General features: G+C 70.9%; 13 protein-coding genes. 8 read left to right on the top strand and 5 right to left on the bottom strand.

The genetic code is table 11. The annotated features are described in order from the left end of the window. Together VLK66_RS24980 and add are read left to right on the top strand one after the other, a co-directional pair. A partial coding sequence (locus VLK66_RS24980; RefSeq protein WP_325312225.1) for a nucleoside transporter C-terminal domain-containing protein occupies positions 1–631 on the top strand: 631 nt, incomplete at its 5' end. 211 nt (positions 632–842) lie between these two features. Then, positions 843–1,895: an adenosine deaminase gene (gene add / locus VLK66_RS24975; RefSeq protein WP_325312224.1), complete on the top strand. Its 1,053-nt coding sequence runs from the start codon at positions 843–845 to the stop codon at positions 1,893–1,895. Positions 1,896–2,418: 523 nt separating this feature from the next. Here add and VLK66_RS24970 read toward each other — a convergent pair. From VLK66_RS24970 to carA, 3 genes are all read right to left on the bottom strand, one after another. Next, on the bottom strand, positions 2,419–2,724 hold the full coding sequence (locus VLK66_RS24970; RefSeq protein ID WP_325312223.1) for a hypothetical protein: 306 nt from the start codon (positions 2,722–2,724) through the stop codon (positions 2,419–2,421). A 246-nt stretch (positions 2,725–2,970) separates the two neighbouring features. Further along, positions 2,971–3,264, bottom strand: coding sequence for an HU family DNA-binding protein (locus tag VLK66_RS24965; RefSeq protein ID WP_325312222.1), 294 nt, complete (start codon positions 3,262–3,264; stop codon positions 2,971–2,973). 288 nt (positions 3,265–3,552) lie between these two features. Next, positions 3,553–4,659 carry a glutamine-hydrolyzing carbamoyl-phosphate synthase small subunit gene (carA, locus tag VLK66_RS24960; RefSeq protein WP_414676531.1) on the bottom strand — a complete coding sequence of 369 codons (1,107 nt, stop codon included), beginning with the start codon at positions 4,657–4,659 and terminating at the stop codon, positions 3,553–3,555. 271 nt (positions 4,660–4,930) lie between these two features. Here carA and VLK66_RS24955 point away from each other — a divergent pair, with 271 nt between their 5' ends. From VLK66_RS24955 to VLK66_RS24940, 4 genes are all read left to right on the top strand, one after another. Then, positions 4,931–5,536, top strand: coding sequence for a ribonuclease H (locus tag VLK66_RS24955; RefSeq protein ID WP_325312220.1), 606 nt, complete (start codon positions 4,931–4,933; stop codon positions 5,534–5,536). Positions 5,537–5,668: 132 nt separating this feature from the next. Further along, entirely contained in the window at positions 5,669–6,088 is a 420-nt protein-coding gene (locus VLK66_RS24950; protein WP_325312219.1) for an HU family DNA-binding protein, read from the top strand. Further along, positions 6,069–6,503 (top strand): type II toxin-antitoxin system VapC family toxin, encoded by a 435-nt coding sequence (locus tag VLK66_RS24945; protein ID WP_325312218.1) that lies wholly within the window; start codon positions 6,069–6,071, stop codon positions 6,501–6,503. The genes VLK66_RS24950 and VLK66_RS24945 overlap by 20 nt, the downstream gene beginning before the upstream one ends. A gap of 261 nt (positions 6,504–6,764) precedes the next feature. After that, the gene (locus VLK66_RS24940) at positions 6,765–7,808 is read left to right on the top strand and encodes an HD-GYP domain-containing protein (protein ID WP_325312217.1); all 1,044 of its coding nucleotides are present in this window, start codon (positions 6,765–6,767) and stop codon (positions 7,806–7,808) included. Here the strand turns inward: VLK66_RS24940 and VLK66_RS24935 are convergent. Further along, positions 7,768–9,135 carry a sigma-54 dependent transcriptional regulator gene (locus VLK66_RS24935; RefSeq protein ID WP_325312216.1) on the bottom strand — a complete coding sequence of 456 codons (1,368 nt, stop codon included), beginning with the start codon at positions 9,133–9,135 and terminating at the stop codon, positions 7,768–7,770. The two genes, VLK66_RS24940 and VLK66_RS24935, sit on opposite strands and share 41 nt — an antisense overlap. Positions 9,136–9,266: 131 nt before the next feature. On the opposite strand from VLK66_RS24935, the gene VLK66_RS24930 reads away from it, so the two are divergent. After that, the gene (locus VLK66_RS24930; RefSeq protein ID WP_325312215.1) at positions 9,267–10,295 is read left to right on the top strand and encodes an HD domain-containing phosphohydrolase; all 1,029 of its coding nucleotides are present in this window, start codon (positions 9,267–9,269) and stop codon (positions 10,293–10,295) included. Between the two features lie 354 nt (positions 10,296–10,649). Here VLK66_RS24930 and VLK66_RS24925 read toward each other — a convergent pair whose 3' ends face one another. Further along, positions 10,650–13,814 carry a PAS domain S-box protein gene (locus tag VLK66_RS24925; protein ID WP_325312214.1) on the bottom strand — a complete coding sequence of 1,055 codons (3,165 nt, stop codon included), beginning with the start codon at positions 13,812–13,814 and terminating at the stop codon, positions 10,650–10,652. Between the two features lie 643 nt (positions 13,815–14,457). Between VLK66_RS24925 and VLK66_RS24920 the strand changes: the two genes are divergently transcribed. Then, positions 14,458–14,703, top strand: coding sequence for a hypothetical protein (locus tag VLK66_RS24920; protein ID WP_325312213.1), 246 nt, complete (start codon positions 14,458–14,460; stop codon positions 14,701–14,703). Positions 14,704–14,735: the final 32 nt, after the last annotated feature.

Genomic DNA, 14,735 nt, shown 5'->3' with positions numbered 1-14,735 from the left:
CAGCGCGTCGGTGATGTCGGCGCCGGCGTGCATCGCCATCAGCAAGATCATGTATCCCGAGACGGAGGAGCCCGTCACGGCCGGGAGCGTCAAGATCAAGATGGAGAAGGTGGACGCCAACGTGATCGACGCGGCCGCGCGCGGCGCCAGCGAGGGGCTGGCCCTGGCGCTGAACGTGGGCGCCATGCTCATCGCGTTCATCGCGCTGGTGGCGCTGCTGAACGGGCTCCTGGGCTGGACGGCGGGCCTTGCCGGGCTGGACCTGAGCATCCAGAAGCTGCTGGGCTGGCTGTTCTCGCCCTTTGCGTGGCTGATGGGCGTTCCCGGCAACGACGCGCTGGCCGTGGGCACCCTGCTGGGCGAAAAGACGGCGCTGAACGAGTTCGTGGCCTACGCGCACCTGGGCGGCATGCTGCAGGAGGGCGCCGGCCTGGACCCGCGCTCGGTGGTGCTGGCCACCTACGCGCTGTGCGGCTTTGCCAACTTCAGCTCCATCGCCATCCAGATCGGCGGTATCAGCGCCATGGCCCCGGAGCGCCGCGGCGACCTGAGCCGGCTGGGGCTGCGCGCCATGATCGCCGGCACGCTGGCGAACTTCATGACGGCGTCGGTGGTGGGGATCTTGATCTGACGGCAGTGCCAAGCGAGAAGTGCCAAGCGACAAGTGCCGAGCGCACTTACTTGGCACTTGATACTTGGCACTTGGCACTGCCGGGGTTACAATATCCCACCGGAGCAACGAGCGACGACGGCCTCTCAGGCGGATGCACCGGGTGTGCATCCGCCTGCGCGTTTATCCCGGAACCGGGGCCGCGACAAAGCAATCAGCACAGGATATGGACATGGCGATCGAAGTGACCCGCGACCTCCTGCACCGCCTGCCCAAGGCGGAGCTGCACGTGCACCTGGACGGCTCGCTGCGGCCGGAGACCATGCTGGAGCTGGCCGCCGAGTACGGCAAGCCCATGCCTGCCGACGACGCCGAGTCCCTGCGCAACTACATGCACGTGCAGGACGCGCGCAACCTGGTGGAGTACCTGGAGCGCTTCTCCATCACCCTGTCCGTGATGCAGACGGCTGACGCCCTGGAGCGCATCGCCTACGAGCTGGCCGAGGACCTGGCCGCCGAGAACGTGCGCTACGCCGAGATCCGCTACTCGCCCATCCTCAACGCGCAGGGCGGCCTCCCCCTCACCGAGACGGTGGATGCGCCCCTGCGCGGGCTGGCGCGGGCGGAGCAGGACTTCGGCATCAAGACGGCCATCATCATCTGCGGCATCCGCAACATGGAGCCGGCTACCTCGCGCGACCTGGCGGACCTCACGGTGGCGTACAAGGACCGCGGCGTGGTGGCGTTCGACCTGGCGGGCGCGGAGTACAACTACCCGGCCAAAAAGCACAAGGACGCGTTCTACACCGTCATCAACAAGAACATGGCGGCCACCATCCACGCCGGCGAGGCGTACGGGGCCGAGAGCATCCACCAGGCGCTGCACTACTGCCGCGCCAACCGCATCGGCCACGGGACGCGCCTCTTCGAGGACCCGGACCTGATGCGTTTCATGAACGACTTCCGCATCCCCATCGAGATCTGCCTGACCAGCAACGTGCAGACGAAGGCGGTCGACACCTTCGAGTCGCACCCGCTGCGGCAGTACTACGACTACGGCCTGGTCCTGTCGCTGAACACCGACAACCGGCTGATGAGCGCCACCACGGTCACCGAGGAATACTGGCGCGCGCACCAGTACCTGGGCTTCACCTGGGACGAGCTGGTGGACATCAGCGTGATGGGCTTCAAGAGCGCCTTCATGCACCGCCCGCACAAGTTCGAGATGCTGGCCAGGGTGCAGGAGGAGATCGATTCGCTCAGCGCGGAGCTGGTGGCGGCCTGACGGCCAGGGAAGTACGAAAGTACGAGAAGTACGGAAGTACGATACGAGGCATGGGCCGGCTCCTCTCAGGGGGAGCCGGCCCCGCTTCGTTCGGCAGATTCGTCTGGCGGCTCCCTTTCGCCCTCGCCCGAGTCTCCTCCCCGCGCCTCTCATCAACCCTCGAACCCGTCACCCCCCATCCGGTTGTCCGCCCCGCCGGTGAGCGCCACGCCGCGCAGCGTCCCGCCCCGGCCCGTCCCCGCGCAGGGCGGCGGCGCCTTCAGCGGGTAACCGGCCCACTCACCCGCCAATGAATTGGCGGGCAACAACAGCACAAAGTCCCTCCGGGACTGCGGCCGCACCATCCAGCCGCAGGGATGGCCAGGTGCGAGTCCGCGAAGGCGGACTTCGGGCAGTTGTTGCCGCGAATTCATTCGCCTTTCCCACCTGGACCTTCACAGAAACAATGGCCGCCACACCCCAGTCGAGGGATGCGGCGGCCTTCGCAGTTTCGTACTCGTACTTCCGTACTCTCGTACTTCCATCAGCCCGCGCCGCTGACGCCCGGCCCCGGCACGCTCTGCCGCACCTCCTCGGGCGGGGCGAGGGTCGACAGGAACTGCGAGACCTCGTGGTGCAGCCGCGAGCTGGAGCCGCGCACCAGGTTGCGCTCGCCCTGCCTGCCCACGCCGATGGTCACGTCTCCCGCCTCGGTGGAGAACTTGATCCAGCTGTCGCCCGCCTCTTCCGCGAAACCGGCGTAGGGGGTGAAGCGCAGGGAGAAGAAATCGCGCGCCCGCTGGATCACCTCCTCCGCGGGGAGCTCGGTCAGCACTTCCTGAAGCAGCATCCGTGGCCTCCGTCGTCCGGTCCTAATCCGTGTCCCCGGGAGGCGAGGGCAGACGACGTGCCATGCGGAGAAAGTGCGGAAGTGCGGAAGTGCGTTGGCTTCGCGCACGGGGCGGGTGTCGCGGTGCACTCACGCACTTCCGCACTTCCGCACTCACGCACTTCTTCCGCACTTATGAAAAAGCGCCCGCCCCGGGGCGAGCGGGGCGGGCGCGAAACTGCCGGGGCGGGAAGACCGGACCGCGCGTCAGACGAGCGGACGCTCCTCGACGAGGGCGCGGAGCTCCTTGGAGGGCTTGAAGACCGGCACCGCGCGCGGCGGCACCTCCACCGGATCGCCGGTGCGCGGGTTGCGCGCCAGGCGGCTCTTGCGCTCGCGCACCTTGAAGGTGCCGAAACCCCGGATCTCGATGTTCTGGTGCTCGCCCATCGCGTCCTTGATGCTGTTCAGGAACGCGTCCACCACCACCGCGCAGTCGCGCTTGGTGACGCCCGGGCCGATCGTGTCGGCGACCCGTTGGACAAGATCCGCCTTGGTCATTGATGCTCCTCCTGGGGGGTTCTGGAAGCTGGGGACGTGCCCCGGAATGTCAGCCGCGCGTGCGCGTTCCGCCGGCCTGGGCCACCCTGCGACGATGCCGCGGGTTGGCCCGGAAGGAATGCATCGGCCACTTTGCGCCAAACGGGTGATAGCGGATCACGTCGGGACCGGGGCAGGATTGGGCTGCGGGCCGGAGCACGGCGGGCGCCGTTCGCTGGGCGAGAGTGCGTAACGAGGTGGCAGACGGTGACTTATACGGCCGAAGGATAATCCGGGACGTATGTTCCGTCAAGCATCCTCTGCCGCCGCGATCGCGGAGCGCCGTGCCATCTCATCCACAAACCGGTCAAAGAGATAGCGCGAGTCGTGCGGCCCCGGCGCGCTCTCGGGGTGGTACTGCACCGAAAACACCGGCTGCGAGGCGTGCTCCAGCCCCTCGACGGTGCCGTCGTTCAGGTTCACGTGCGTGACCTTCAGCTCCGGCGCGCCGGGCACGCCGTCGGGGCCGCCGCGCACCGCGAAGCCGTGGTTCTGCGCGGTGATCTCCACCAGCCCGTCGCTGAGCCGCCGCACCGGGTGGTTCCCGCCGCGGTGCCCGTACAGCAGCTTGTACGTCTCCGCGCCGAAGGCGCGGCCGATGAGCTGGTGACCCAGGCAGATGCCGAAAACCGGCGTGTCGCGCCCGGCCAGCTCGCGGATGGCGTCCATCGCGTGCGGCACCGCCTCGGGGTCGCCGGGGCCGTTGGAGACGAACAGGCCGTCGGGGCGCTGCGCCAGGATCTCGTCCACCGGCGTGGTGCTGGGAATGACGGTGACCTCGCACCCGCGCTGCGACAGCAGCTGCAGCGAGTGGCTCTTCACCCCGAAGTCGTACGCCATCACCCGGTAGCGGGTGTCGCCCGCGGCGGGAACCACGTAGCGCTCGCCGGTCGACACCTCGTCGGCCAGGTCCAGCCCGCACATCTCCGGCTGCGCGCGGATCTCGCCCAGCAGCGCCTCGGCATCCGTAGCGGCCGGGGCGATGGCGCCGCGCATGGCGCCCAGCGAGCGGATGTGGCGGGTGAGCGCGCGGGTGTCGATGCCGCAGATGGCCACGATGCCGTGGCGCTTCAGATAAGCGTCCAGCGACTCCTTCGCGCGCCAGTTGCTGAACACCGGCGGCGCCTCGTGGATGACGAAGCCGGCCACCTGCGGGCGGGCGGACTCCTCGTCCTCGGGGTTCGCGCCGTAGTTGCCGATGAGCGGGTAGGTCATGGTGACGAGCTGCCCGGTGTACGACGGGTCGGTGAGGACCTCCTGGTACCCGGTCATCGAGGTGTTGAACACCACCTCGCCGAACGCCGTCCCCGCGGCGCCGTACGTCTCGCCGTGGAAGGTCCGGCCGTCTTCCAGCATCAGCACCGCGGGCTCGCCCACCCCGGTCTCCTCGCGCAACGTTGTACAAGTGCTTGGACGCCGCGGGTTTGCGGGCCGCGACAATCTACCGCCGCGGCCCGGGCTGTCAACCGGGGATCGCGCCGCCGCGGCTGGCGGGCTCCCGCGCGGGGGATAGATTCGTGCTCGCCGCGGGCGGAGTGCGGAAGTGCGTTCTGCTTCCGTGCGGACGCCGGCTTTCGCGCTGCACCCGCGCACTCCCGCACTTCCGCACTCACGCACTTCGGGGTTGATGTCTGATCTGCCGCTGGTCTTCGTCTACGCCGACGAGAGCTGCCTGGGCAACCAGTTCAAGGACCGGGCGCGCCCCGGCGGCGCGGCCGGGCTCGTCGAGTTCTGGCACCCGCAGAAGGGGTGGGTCCGCCGCGACTTCTGGGTGTCGGAGCCCGACACCACCAACAACCGCATGGCCATCCGCAGCGCGCTGGTCCCCCTTGCGGCGCTGAAGGGCCCCTCGCGCGTGGTCTTCACCACCGACAGCCGCTACCTGGTGGATGCGATGACGGAGTGGGTGCACGGGTGGGCCGCCCGAGGGTGGCAGCGGAAGACCGGCGCGGTGGAGAACCTGGAGCTGTGGAAGGCGCTCCTTCCCGTGGCCGCGCGGCACCCGCTGCAGTGGCGCTGGGTGAAGGGGCACGCCGGCCACCCGCAGAACGAGTACGCCAACTTCCGCGCCATCCAGGCCGCCTCCAAGCAGCTCGACAGCGGCGGCCTCGTCCCCTCGAAGTTCGAGGAGTGGATCGCCGAGGAGCAGGAGAAGGAGCGCTACCTCGACTTCTTCCCCATGCCCCCCGAGCGCTTCCAGTTCAAGGCCGCGCGCGCGCTGCCGCGAGGGTGATCCCGACTCACCGAAGGCTTAATCGCGTCCTTTTCGTCCGACGCTCTAAAGCGGCCTCAGACGTGCGCTTTGTCCTCTTGCGTGCTTCCGGAAGATTGGCGAACGTTCGATGTCAATCACGGGGAGACGGAGATGACTCGATCCGATTTCATCGATCAGGTCGCGCGCAGAGCAAAGATTTCGCGCGCTGAGGCCCGCCGTGCCGTCGCCGCGATCTTCGACGTCGCCGAGAGTTGCGCGGCGAACGGGGAGGGCGTGACCGTCCGCGGGCTGGGGATGATCACACGGACGCACCGCCGGAATGGGAATTGGGCCGCGCATGTGCCGGACGACGGTGACGATGACGTGATCACGCCGGAGGAGGCGGAGATCCGGCGCGAGCTGGTCGCTGCGTTCGAGGGAGCTTACGGGCTCGAAATCGACGACGTATTCCCGTCCGGGTGGGCCGACGAGCAGATGGCGATGTGGACTGGCGAGCAGAGGGCCAGGTGGCTGGCGGGCTTGACCGAAGAACAGCGGGCGGAGTGGGCGGATGCGGAAGTTCGTCCTTGATACCGGGCTGCTCGTACGCGCCTTCAGATCGCACGAAGAATTCCAGAGGCTGAAGACATTCTTCTCTGCGTCCGTCGTCTACCTGAGCTCGGTGGCGGCGCAGGAGCTGCTCTCCGGCGCCCGCCCGCACGAGCTCCGGCACCTGGACCGGGTGTTCCTGGAGCCGTTCGAAAAGCTCAAGCGCGTTGCGACGCCGTCTCATCAGGGGTGGCGGACGGCGGGCGACGTTCTCCGCAAGCTGCGCCTGGAGGGGTACCAGATCACCCCTTCGCTGACCAATGACGCGCTGATCGCCGTCTCCGCGACGGAGGTGGGGGCGACGCTGGTGCACGACAACCAGCGCGACTACGTCGCCATCCAGCGCTACTATCCGAGGCTGCGGCACACGCGCAGCTGGTCGGCATTCCTCAACTGATCTGCCATCCTGACGCCGTCCAGAATCGCGACGGCGGCGGCATCTTCATCTCCCGCAGCAGCTTAGCATCTCCCCTCCGCTTCACCTGCCCGCCTTCCCGACAACGCGGCATCTCCGCATCATCCACGTAAACATATTCCTATCAACATCTTACGAGCCTCGCGGGTCCGGCGCGGGTCTGGCGTTGGGCGCGCGCGTTCCGGCGGACGGCTCCGCCGTGCGTGCCGCGAACCGCGCCACCATCTACCGAGACACCCGACCATGCTGAACGGACGAATCATGATCGTGAGCGACCGCGCCGAGGTGATCGCGGAGCTGGAATCCATCATCCGCGGGGGGCAGCACCTGCCGCTGATCGTGCCCGACGGGCGCGAGGCGCTGCAGACGCTGGACGAGGGGCTGGTCCCCGACATCGTGATCAGCGACCTGGGGTGCGAGCGGTCGCTGGACGGCATCGACTACGTCTGGCGCTTCCGGGAGATGAACCGCGCGGGACGGCACATGGTGGTGGTGGAGGACGGCGCCCCCTTCTCCGGCTTTCCCGCCGCGCCCAAGGGCGGCGACGGCGCGGCGCTCCCGCTGCTGGCCACGCCGCTCGCCCGCCCCTTCCGCAAGGGCGACGTGACGCTGCGCATCGACGACGCCATCCGCCGCGTGGACGAGGACCTGCGCGCCATGCGCGGCGAGATGTGGCGCGAGATGCAGCGGATGCAGCGCGCCATGCGCGAGATGCAGCGCGAGACGGTGAACGCGCTGGCCGCCACCGTGGCCGCGCGCGACCCCTACATGCACGGACACGCCACCCGCGTGGCCGCGCTCTGCCGCCGCGTGGCCGACGCGCTGCACCTCTCCGAGGAGCGGATCGAGCTGCTGGAGACGGCGGCGATGCTGCACGAGATCGGCAAGGCGGGGGTGCCGCTGGAGCTGCTGCACAAGACGGGGCCGCTGGCGCCCGAGGAGCTGGAGCAGATCCGCGGGCACGCGCGGACCGGCGCGGGGATCGTGGCCGGGGTGCCCGCGCTACGCCGGGTGGCGCCGCTGATCGAGCACCAGGGGACGGACTACGCGGAGCTGGGCGCGCACTTCGACCCGGCGGGCCCCGAGCACCTGCTCGCCGGCATCCTGCGCGTGGTGGACGCGTACGACGCCATGGTCAGCCCGCGCAGCTACCGCGGCCCCATGCCGCGCGACTACTGGGAGCGGACGCTCCGGGCCGGCGCCGGAACGCGCTTCCACCCCGAGGCGGTGGAGGCCTTCCTGCGCCTCAACCCTGACGCCCCACTTCCTGCAGGTCGTACTCCTTGATCTTGGCGTGCAGCGTGGCCCGGCTGATCCCCAGCTTCTCGGCCGCCAGCGTGCGGTTCCCGGCGGTCAGGTGAAGCGTGCGCTCGATGTGACGGCGCTCCACCTCGTCCAGCGTGAGCACCTCCCAGTCCTGCCGCTGGGCCCGCGGCGCGCCGGGCGCGCGCAGCTGCTCCGGCAGGTGCTCGGGGCCGATGCGGTCGGCGCCGCGCGCCAGCACCAGCGCGCGCTCCAGCGCGTTGCGCAGCTCGCGCACGTTCCCCGGCCAGCCGTAGCCGACGAGGAGATCGAGCGCCTTGGCGGAGAGCCCGTCGGGGCTGCCGGGGTGGCGGCGGTGCAGGTCGCGCAGCGAGGCATGCACCAGCTCCAGCACGTCCTCGCGCGAGCGCTCGCGGAGCGGGGGGATGGTGAGCGGGAAGACGGAAAGGCGGTAGAACAGGTCCTCGCGGAACTTCCCCGCCTTCACCGACGCCTGCAGGTCATGGTTGGTGGCGGCGATCAGGCGCACGTCCACCTCGATCTCGCGCGTGCCGCCCAGCCGGCGGAAGGTGCGCGTCTCCAGCACCTTCAGCAGCTTGGGCTGCAGCTCGGGCGCCAGGTCGCCGATCTCGTCCAGGAACAGCGTCCCGTGGTCGGCCACCTCGAACATCCCCCGCTTCATCTCCCTGGCGTCGGTGAAGGCGCCCTTCTCGTGCCCGAAGAGCTCGGAGTCCAGGAACGTCGCGCTGAGCCCGGCGCAGTTGATCTCCACGAAGGGCCCTCGGGCGCGGGGGCTGCGCGCGTGCAGCATCTGCGCGACGAAGCTCTTCCCCGTGCCACTGTCGCCCAGGAGGAGGACGGACGTGTGCGCGCTGGCGGCCACGAGGTCCACCTGGCGCGCCAGCTCCTGCATCCGCGCGCTGCCGCCCAGCACGCCCTGCCGGCTGCGCTCCTCCATCCGCTCGGCCAGCGTCTCGTTGGCGCGGCGCAGCTCCACTTTCTCGACGGCGCGCTCGGCGGCGGTCTGCAGGTGGGCGAAGTCGACGGGCTTGGTGAGGAAGCTCTCGGCACCCAGCTGCATGGCCTCGACGGCGGTGTTCACCTCGGCCTGGCCGGTGAGCATCATGACCGTGGCGCCGCGGGCGACCAGGATCTCGAGCGTCTGCAGCCCGCTGAGCCCGGGGAGGTTCACGTCGAGGACCACGAGGTCCGGACGCTGGGCCTCGAAGGTGCGCACCCCATCCTCTCCCGACAGGGCCTGATACACTTCCCACTCCTGGCGCTCGAAGAAGCGCGCCAGCACCCGCACCACGGCGGGATCGTCGTCGACCAGCAGAACCGAACGGGGCATCGGGCCTCAAGGTTGCGCATACGTGGGGCAGCGGACGCTTTCTGCGTCCGGATGCCTGAATATTCCGGCTACTTAGCGCCTTCGCGGTTCCAGCGCAAGCACGCCCGCGGGACGGGAAGGGACGGGGCGGGATGATGGACGAACAGGTGCTTCGCGGCGCGCGCATCCTGGCCGCCGACGACGAGGACGCGAACCTGCGCCTGATGCGGCGCGTGCTGGAGCGCGAGGGGTTCACCGGCTTCACGGCCACCACCGACCCCGCGCAGGTGCTCCCGCTCTTCCACCAGGTGCGCCCCGACCTGGTGGTGCTGGACCTGCACATGCCGGGGATGGGGGGGATGGAGGTCATCCGCCAGCTCCGCCCGTCGCTGGCGGCCGAGGGCTGGCTCCCGGTGCTGATGGTGAGCGGCGACCTGGACCCCGAGGCGCGGCGCCGCGCGCTGGCCGACGGGGCCAAGGACTTCCTGGCCAAGCCGTACGACCCGGCCGAGGCGGTGCTCCGCATCCGCAACCTGCTGGAGATGCGCTTCCTGCACCGCCAGGTGCGCGAGCAGAACCGGCTGCTGGAGCGGAAGGTGGCCGAGCGCACGCGCGACCTGGAGCTGGCGCAGGTCGAGGTGCTGGAGCGGCTGGCGCAGGCCGCCGAGCTGCGCGACGACGAGACCGGCGAGCACGTGCGCCGCGTGGGCGACCTGGCCGCGCGCATCGCCCGCGCGATGGGGCTGGACGACGCGTTCGCGGAGATGCTGCGCCGCGCCGCCGCCCTGCACGACGTGGGGAAGATCGGCATCCCCGACGAGATCCTGCGCAAGCCGGGGGTGCTGTCCGCCGACGAGCGCGCGCGGATGAACACGCACACCACCATCGGCGCGCGGATCCTGGCCGGCGGGCGCAGCGAGCTGATGACGATGGCCGAGCGCATCGCCGTCGCCCACCACGAGCGCTGGGACGGGCGCGGCTACCCGCGGGGCCTGAGCGGCGAGGCCATCCCCCGCGAGGCGAGGATCGTCGCCGTGGCCGACTTCTTCGACGCGCTCACGCACGATCGCCCCTATCGCCCCGCCTTCCCCGTGGCCGACACGCTGGCGATGATCGAGCGCGAGGCGGGGCTGCACTTCGACCCGGACGTGGCGAGCGCGCTGCTGGCGTTGCACGGATAACCACAGTGCGGAAGTGCGTGAGTGCGGAAGTGCGGGAGTGTGCTTTCGTCTCGCACCTCGCCTCTGCCGCGCGAAGTCGAGCCGGAGCGGAGCCGGGCCGGTGAGCCGCGCGCTATTTGTGCTCACCAGAGTGCGGTGCTCGCCGAGGGGCCCTCTCCCCGCGCCTTGGAGCGCTCGCCCTCTCCCGTACCGGGTGAGGGTTGGGGATCTGCGGGGCCTGCATCCTCCGCCCGGGCGGCTGATCGCGGTGTGCCGGATTGCGCTTCCATGCGCTGTATCTCATCCCCCACGCACTCACGCACTTCCGCACTTCCGCACTTCCGCACTTCCGCACTTCCGCACTTCCGCACTTCTTCACGGACCTCCCAGCGCGGATGCGACCCGGCGGAGGAGGGTGTCGGGGGAGAAGGGCTTGGGGAGGAGGTCCACTTCCGGCGCGAGGCCGTGCTCGGCGATGGCGTCGCCCGGGTAGCCGCTCATGTAGAGGACGCGCGTGGCGGGGCGGACGCGGCCCATCGCGTCGGCCAGCTTGCGGCCGCCGCCACCGGGCATCACCACGTCGGTCAGCAGCAGGTCGATGGCGCCGGCGTGGGCGCCAGCCACCTCCAGCGCCCGCTCGCCGTCCGGCGCCTCGAGGACCTGGTAGCCGGCGCGGGCCAGCACGCGCCGGGCGAGCGAGCGCACCGAATCCTCGTCTTCCACCAGCAGCACCGTGGCGCCGCATCCCCGCCCCGGCGCCGCCTCGGGCGCGGGGGCGGGGGCGGCGCCCGCGTCGGGGACGCGCGGGAGGAGGACCACGAAGCGGCTCCCCGCTCCCACCTGGCTCTCGGCCCAGACGTAGCCGCCGCTCTGCTTCACGATCCCGTACACGGTGCTGAGCCCCAGCCCCGTTCCCTTCCCCGCCGGCTTGGTGGTGAAGAAGGGCTCGAACAGGTGCGCCAGGATGTCGGGCTCCATCCCCATCCCGCTGTCGCGCACGTCCAGCCGCACGTAGTCGCCGGGGGCCACGTAGTACGGCCACCCCGTGCGCGGCTCCTGGGGGACGCTGGCGGCGGAGGTGGAGATGGCCAGGCGGCCGCCGCCGGGCATGGCGTCGCGCGCGTTCACGGCCAGGTTCAGCACCACCTGCTCCACCTGCCCGGGATCGGCCTCCACCCGCCCTGCGCCGGGGTCGAGCGCGACGTCGATCTCCACGTCTTCCTCGATCAGCCGCCGCAGCATCCGCCGGGTGTCGGCGATCACGGCGTTCAGGTCGACCACGCGCGGCTGCAGCACCTGGCGGCGGCTGAAGGCCAGGAGCTGGCGGGTGAGGTCGGAGGCGCGCTGCGAGGCGCGGTCGATCTCCTCCACCTCCTCGCGCCAGGGGCTGGCGGCGGGGAGGTCGCCCAGGAGGAGCCCCGCGTTTCCCTTGATGGCGGTGAGCAGGTTGTTGAAGTCGTGCGCGATGCCGCCGGCGAGGCGCCCCACCGCCTCCATCTTCTGCGCCTGCCGCAGCTGCGCCTGCAGCCGGCGCTCGTCGGTCAGGTCGCGCGCGACCACGGCGGCGCACTGCACCCGCCCCGCCGCGTCGCGCACCGGGCTCACGGTGATGCACACCAGCACGCGGCGCCCGTCGCTGCGCGTGCGCTCCATCTCCCGCCCGGCCACGCGCTCGCCCGCGGCCACGCGCGCCAGGATCTCGCGCTCCTCGGCGTGCGTCTCGGGGGAAAGGAACTCGAAGACGGGGCGGCCCACCGTCTCCGCCTCGCTCCACCCGAAAAGGCGCACGGCGGCGGCGTTCCAGCTCAGGATGGTGCCGTCGAACGCCTTGCAGACCACCGCGTCGTCCATCGTCCCCACCACGGCGGCCAGCCGCAGCACCTCGTCCTCGCGGCGGCGGCGGGCGGTGGCGTCGACCATCACGCCGCGCAGGTGCACCCGGCCGTCGGCGCCGCGGGCCACGCGGACCACGTCGCGCAGCCAGAGCGTGCGGCCGTCGGCGGCGCGGACGCGGTACTCGAAGGCGTGGTCGCGCTCCTCGCGCGTGGCCCGGGCGCAGAGGTCCACCACCCAGCCGCGGTCCTCGGGGTGGATCAGCGCCTCCCAGAACCCCGGCTCGTCCAGCCAGCGCTCCACCGGGTAGCCCAGCAGCGCGCGGGCGTGCTCGCTGACGAAGGTGAAGCGGATGGGGTCGCCCGTGGCCTCCCAGATGATGGCGTCGAGCCCCTCCACCAGCTCGCGCACGCGCCGCTCGGCGGCCTCGGCGTCGGCGCGGGCGCGGCGCTCGCGCTCCAGCAGCTCCGCGCGCTGGGCCTCCATCCGCACCCGCTCCGACGCGTCGCGGAAGAACACGCTGAGCCCCTCGCGCGACGGGTAGGCGTGCACCTCCAGCCACTCGCCGCCGCGCGGGGCGCGGCCCGTCACCCTGCGTGGCACCTGGCGGCGCATGGCGTGGCGGAAGGCGGCCTCGAAGTCCGTCCCCCGCAGCTCCGGCATGGCCTCCCACAGCGTGCGGCCGATCAGCTCCTGCGAGGGGCGGCGGGCCAGGCGCTGGGCGACGGGGTTCAGGTAGGCAAAGCGCCACTCCCCGTCCAGCGCGAAGAAGCCGTCGGTCATCCGCTCCAGCACCGCGATCCGCTCGCCCTCGGCGCGCGCCAGCCGCCCCACGCGGTCGATGGCGGCGCCGATCGCGCGGGCCACGCGCCCCAGGAAAGCGGCCGACTCGGTCTCGAGGGGGAGATGGGGATTCACCCCCGCCAGCAGGATTCCGCCCCCCAGCCCGGGCACGCGCACGGCCACGATGCGCCCCGCCTCGCCGCCGTCGTGGAGGCCGTGGACGTGGGACGGGTCCAGCTCCATCGCGCGGTCGGTGGCCAGCGCGCGGGCGACCGCCGGGTCGCGCGGGTCCAGCCACGCATCGGCGTCCAGCACGCCGTCCGGCAGCCCGGCCGAGGCGCGGAGCGGGAGGCGGTCGGGGCCGTCGGGGCGGAAGACGGCGGCCCAGGGAAGGTCCTCGCCCACGGCGGCGGCGGCGGCCAGCTGCAGGGCCACCTCGGCGTCGTCGGCGGCGCTGGCGGCGGCCAGGGTGCGGGCCACGGCCTGGCTGCGGCGCCGCGCCAGCACGTGCTCGGTGGTCTCGATGATGGAGACGAAGATCCCGGCGACCTCGCCGCCGTCGCCGCGCACCGGGGAGTAGCTGAAGGTGAAGAAGGCCTCCTCGGGGGTGCCGCGGCGGTCCAGCAGGAAGCGCGCGTCCTCGCTCCAGGTGGCCTCGCCGGTCTCCATCACCCGCTGCAGCATGGGGCCGGTGACGTGCCAGATCTCGGGCCAGCACTCGCGCGCGGGGCGGCCCATGGCGGCGGGGTGGCGCATCCCCAGGATGGGGATGTAGGCGTCGTTGTAGAGCAGGATGAGCTCCGGCCCCCACATCACCACCATGGGAAAGCGGGAGCCCATCACCATGTCCACCGCGGCGCGCAGCCCCGCCGGCCATCCGGCGGCGGGGCCCACGGGGGTGGCGGCCCAGTCCACTCGCCGCATCAGCGCGTCCGCCGCCACGGGGGCCGCGCGCGGGGCGGGCGCCCCGGTGTGTTCGTGCGAATGTTCGGCCTCCGCCCGGGGAAACACGCCGTCCGGCGGCCACCGTATGGCGGCCGCCACGCTTGTCGTTCTCTCCAGCATCATCCTCGTCCAGCCCTGGTCCCGCCGCGCGCACGCATCCCCCCGCGTGGGCGAATGCGGCGCGCCCCAGCGAAAGCCGCGCCGAACGGCCAATCTCCACCTAAACGGTTTCAGGTCAACGGGTTGGAGGGAGATCCGGGGAGATGCGCGGCGTTGGGCGGAGTGGACAGAATCCGGACAGAGGCGATGGAGATGGCTCGATTCTGGTCCGCCCGCGGGAGGATGGAGGTAGATGTGTCGAGATTTCGAGCAGTGTTCAGATTATCGACAGATCGCGCGAGTACGAGTTTCCGCGCATGCCGCATCATCCTCAACCGCATTTCACGCGGAGACGCAGAGAACTCAGCGCATGGGCGGAGTTCTCCGCGTCTCCGCGTGAGATTCGGCTGGAGCGCCTATTTAGCCGTAACGATTGCATCTGCCTGACTGATAGCCCCATCATTCTCCAGCGGCTGGAATCCGGAGCTGTCCAGCGCCGATCTCAACCCCGGAGGAGGTACGAATGCGCAAGCTGAAGCTGGACGTCGGCACCCTGTCCGTGCAGTCGTTCCCGACTGGACCGGCCGCCGCAGCGGCGGGGACGGTGAAGGGAAACGCCACGCCTACGCAGTTCTTCTGCACGCAGCAGTACAGCTGCGTCACCTATTGCGCCGCGACGGGGTGCCCGGTGCAGTCCAGGGACATCGGGTGCATCAGCGATCCCACGCGGTGCGACGGCTGCCAGCAGACCGGCGACATCTGCGCCTGACGGCGGATCCCTGCCCGGCGCATTTCACGCGG

This window comes from Longimicrobium sp., assembly GCF_035474595.1.
GTDB lineage: Bacteria > Gemmatimonadota > Gemmatimonadetes > Longimicrobiales > Longimicrobiaceae > Longimicrobium.
The sequence above is the reverse complement of the archived record's forward strand: the minus strand, read 5'-3'. Positions and strand labels throughout refer to the sequence as shown.

Coding starts and splice junctions, on each gene's coding strand:
- VLK66_RS24940 (WP_325312217.1), top strand. CDS start 6,765: ATGCTGAACGGACGAATCATGATCGTGAGCGACCGCGCCGAGGTGATC.
- VLK66_RS24925 (WP_325312214.1), bottom strand. CDS start 13,814: ATGCGGCGAGTGGACTGGGCCGCCACCCCCGTGGGCCCCGCCGCCGGA.
- add (WP_325312224.1), top strand. CDS start 843: ATGGCGATCGAAGTGACCCGCGACCTCCTGCACCGCCTGCCCAAGGCG.
- VLK66_RS24950 (WP_325312219.1), top strand. CDS start 5,669: ATGACTCGATCCGATTTCATCGATCAGGTCGCGCGCAGAGCAAAGATT.
- VLK66_RS24970 (WP_325312223.1), bottom strand. CDS start 2,724: ATGCTGCTTCAGGAAGTGCTGACCGAGCTCCCCGCGGAGGAGGTGATC.
- VLK66_RS24965 (WP_325312222.1), bottom strand. CDS start 3,264: ATGACCAAGGCGGATCTTGTCCAACGGGTCGCCGACACGATCGGCCCG.
- VLK66_RS24920 (WP_325312213.1), top strand. CDS start 14,458: ATGCGCAAGCTGAAGCTGGACGTCGGCACCCTGTCCGTGCAGTCGTTC.
- VLK66_RS24955 (WP_325312220.1), top strand. CDS start 4,931: ATGTCTGATCTGCCGCTGGTCTTCGTCTACGCCGACGAGAGCTGCCTG.
- VLK66_RS24935 (WP_325312216.1), bottom strand. CDS start 9,135: ATGCCCCGTTCGGTTCTGCTGGTCGACGACGATCCCGCCGTGGTGCGG.
- VLK66_RS24930 (WP_325312215.1), top strand. CDS start 9,267: ATGATGGACGAACAGGTGCTTCGCGGCGCGCGCATCCTGGCCGCCGAC.
- carA (WP_414676531.1), bottom strand. CDS start 4,659: ATGCTGGAAGACGGCCGGACCTTCCACGGCGAGACGTACGGCGCCGCG.
- VLK66_RS24945 (WP_325312218.1), top strand. CDS start 6,069: ATGCGGAAGTTCGTCCTTGATACCGGGCTGCTCGTACGCGCCTTCAGA.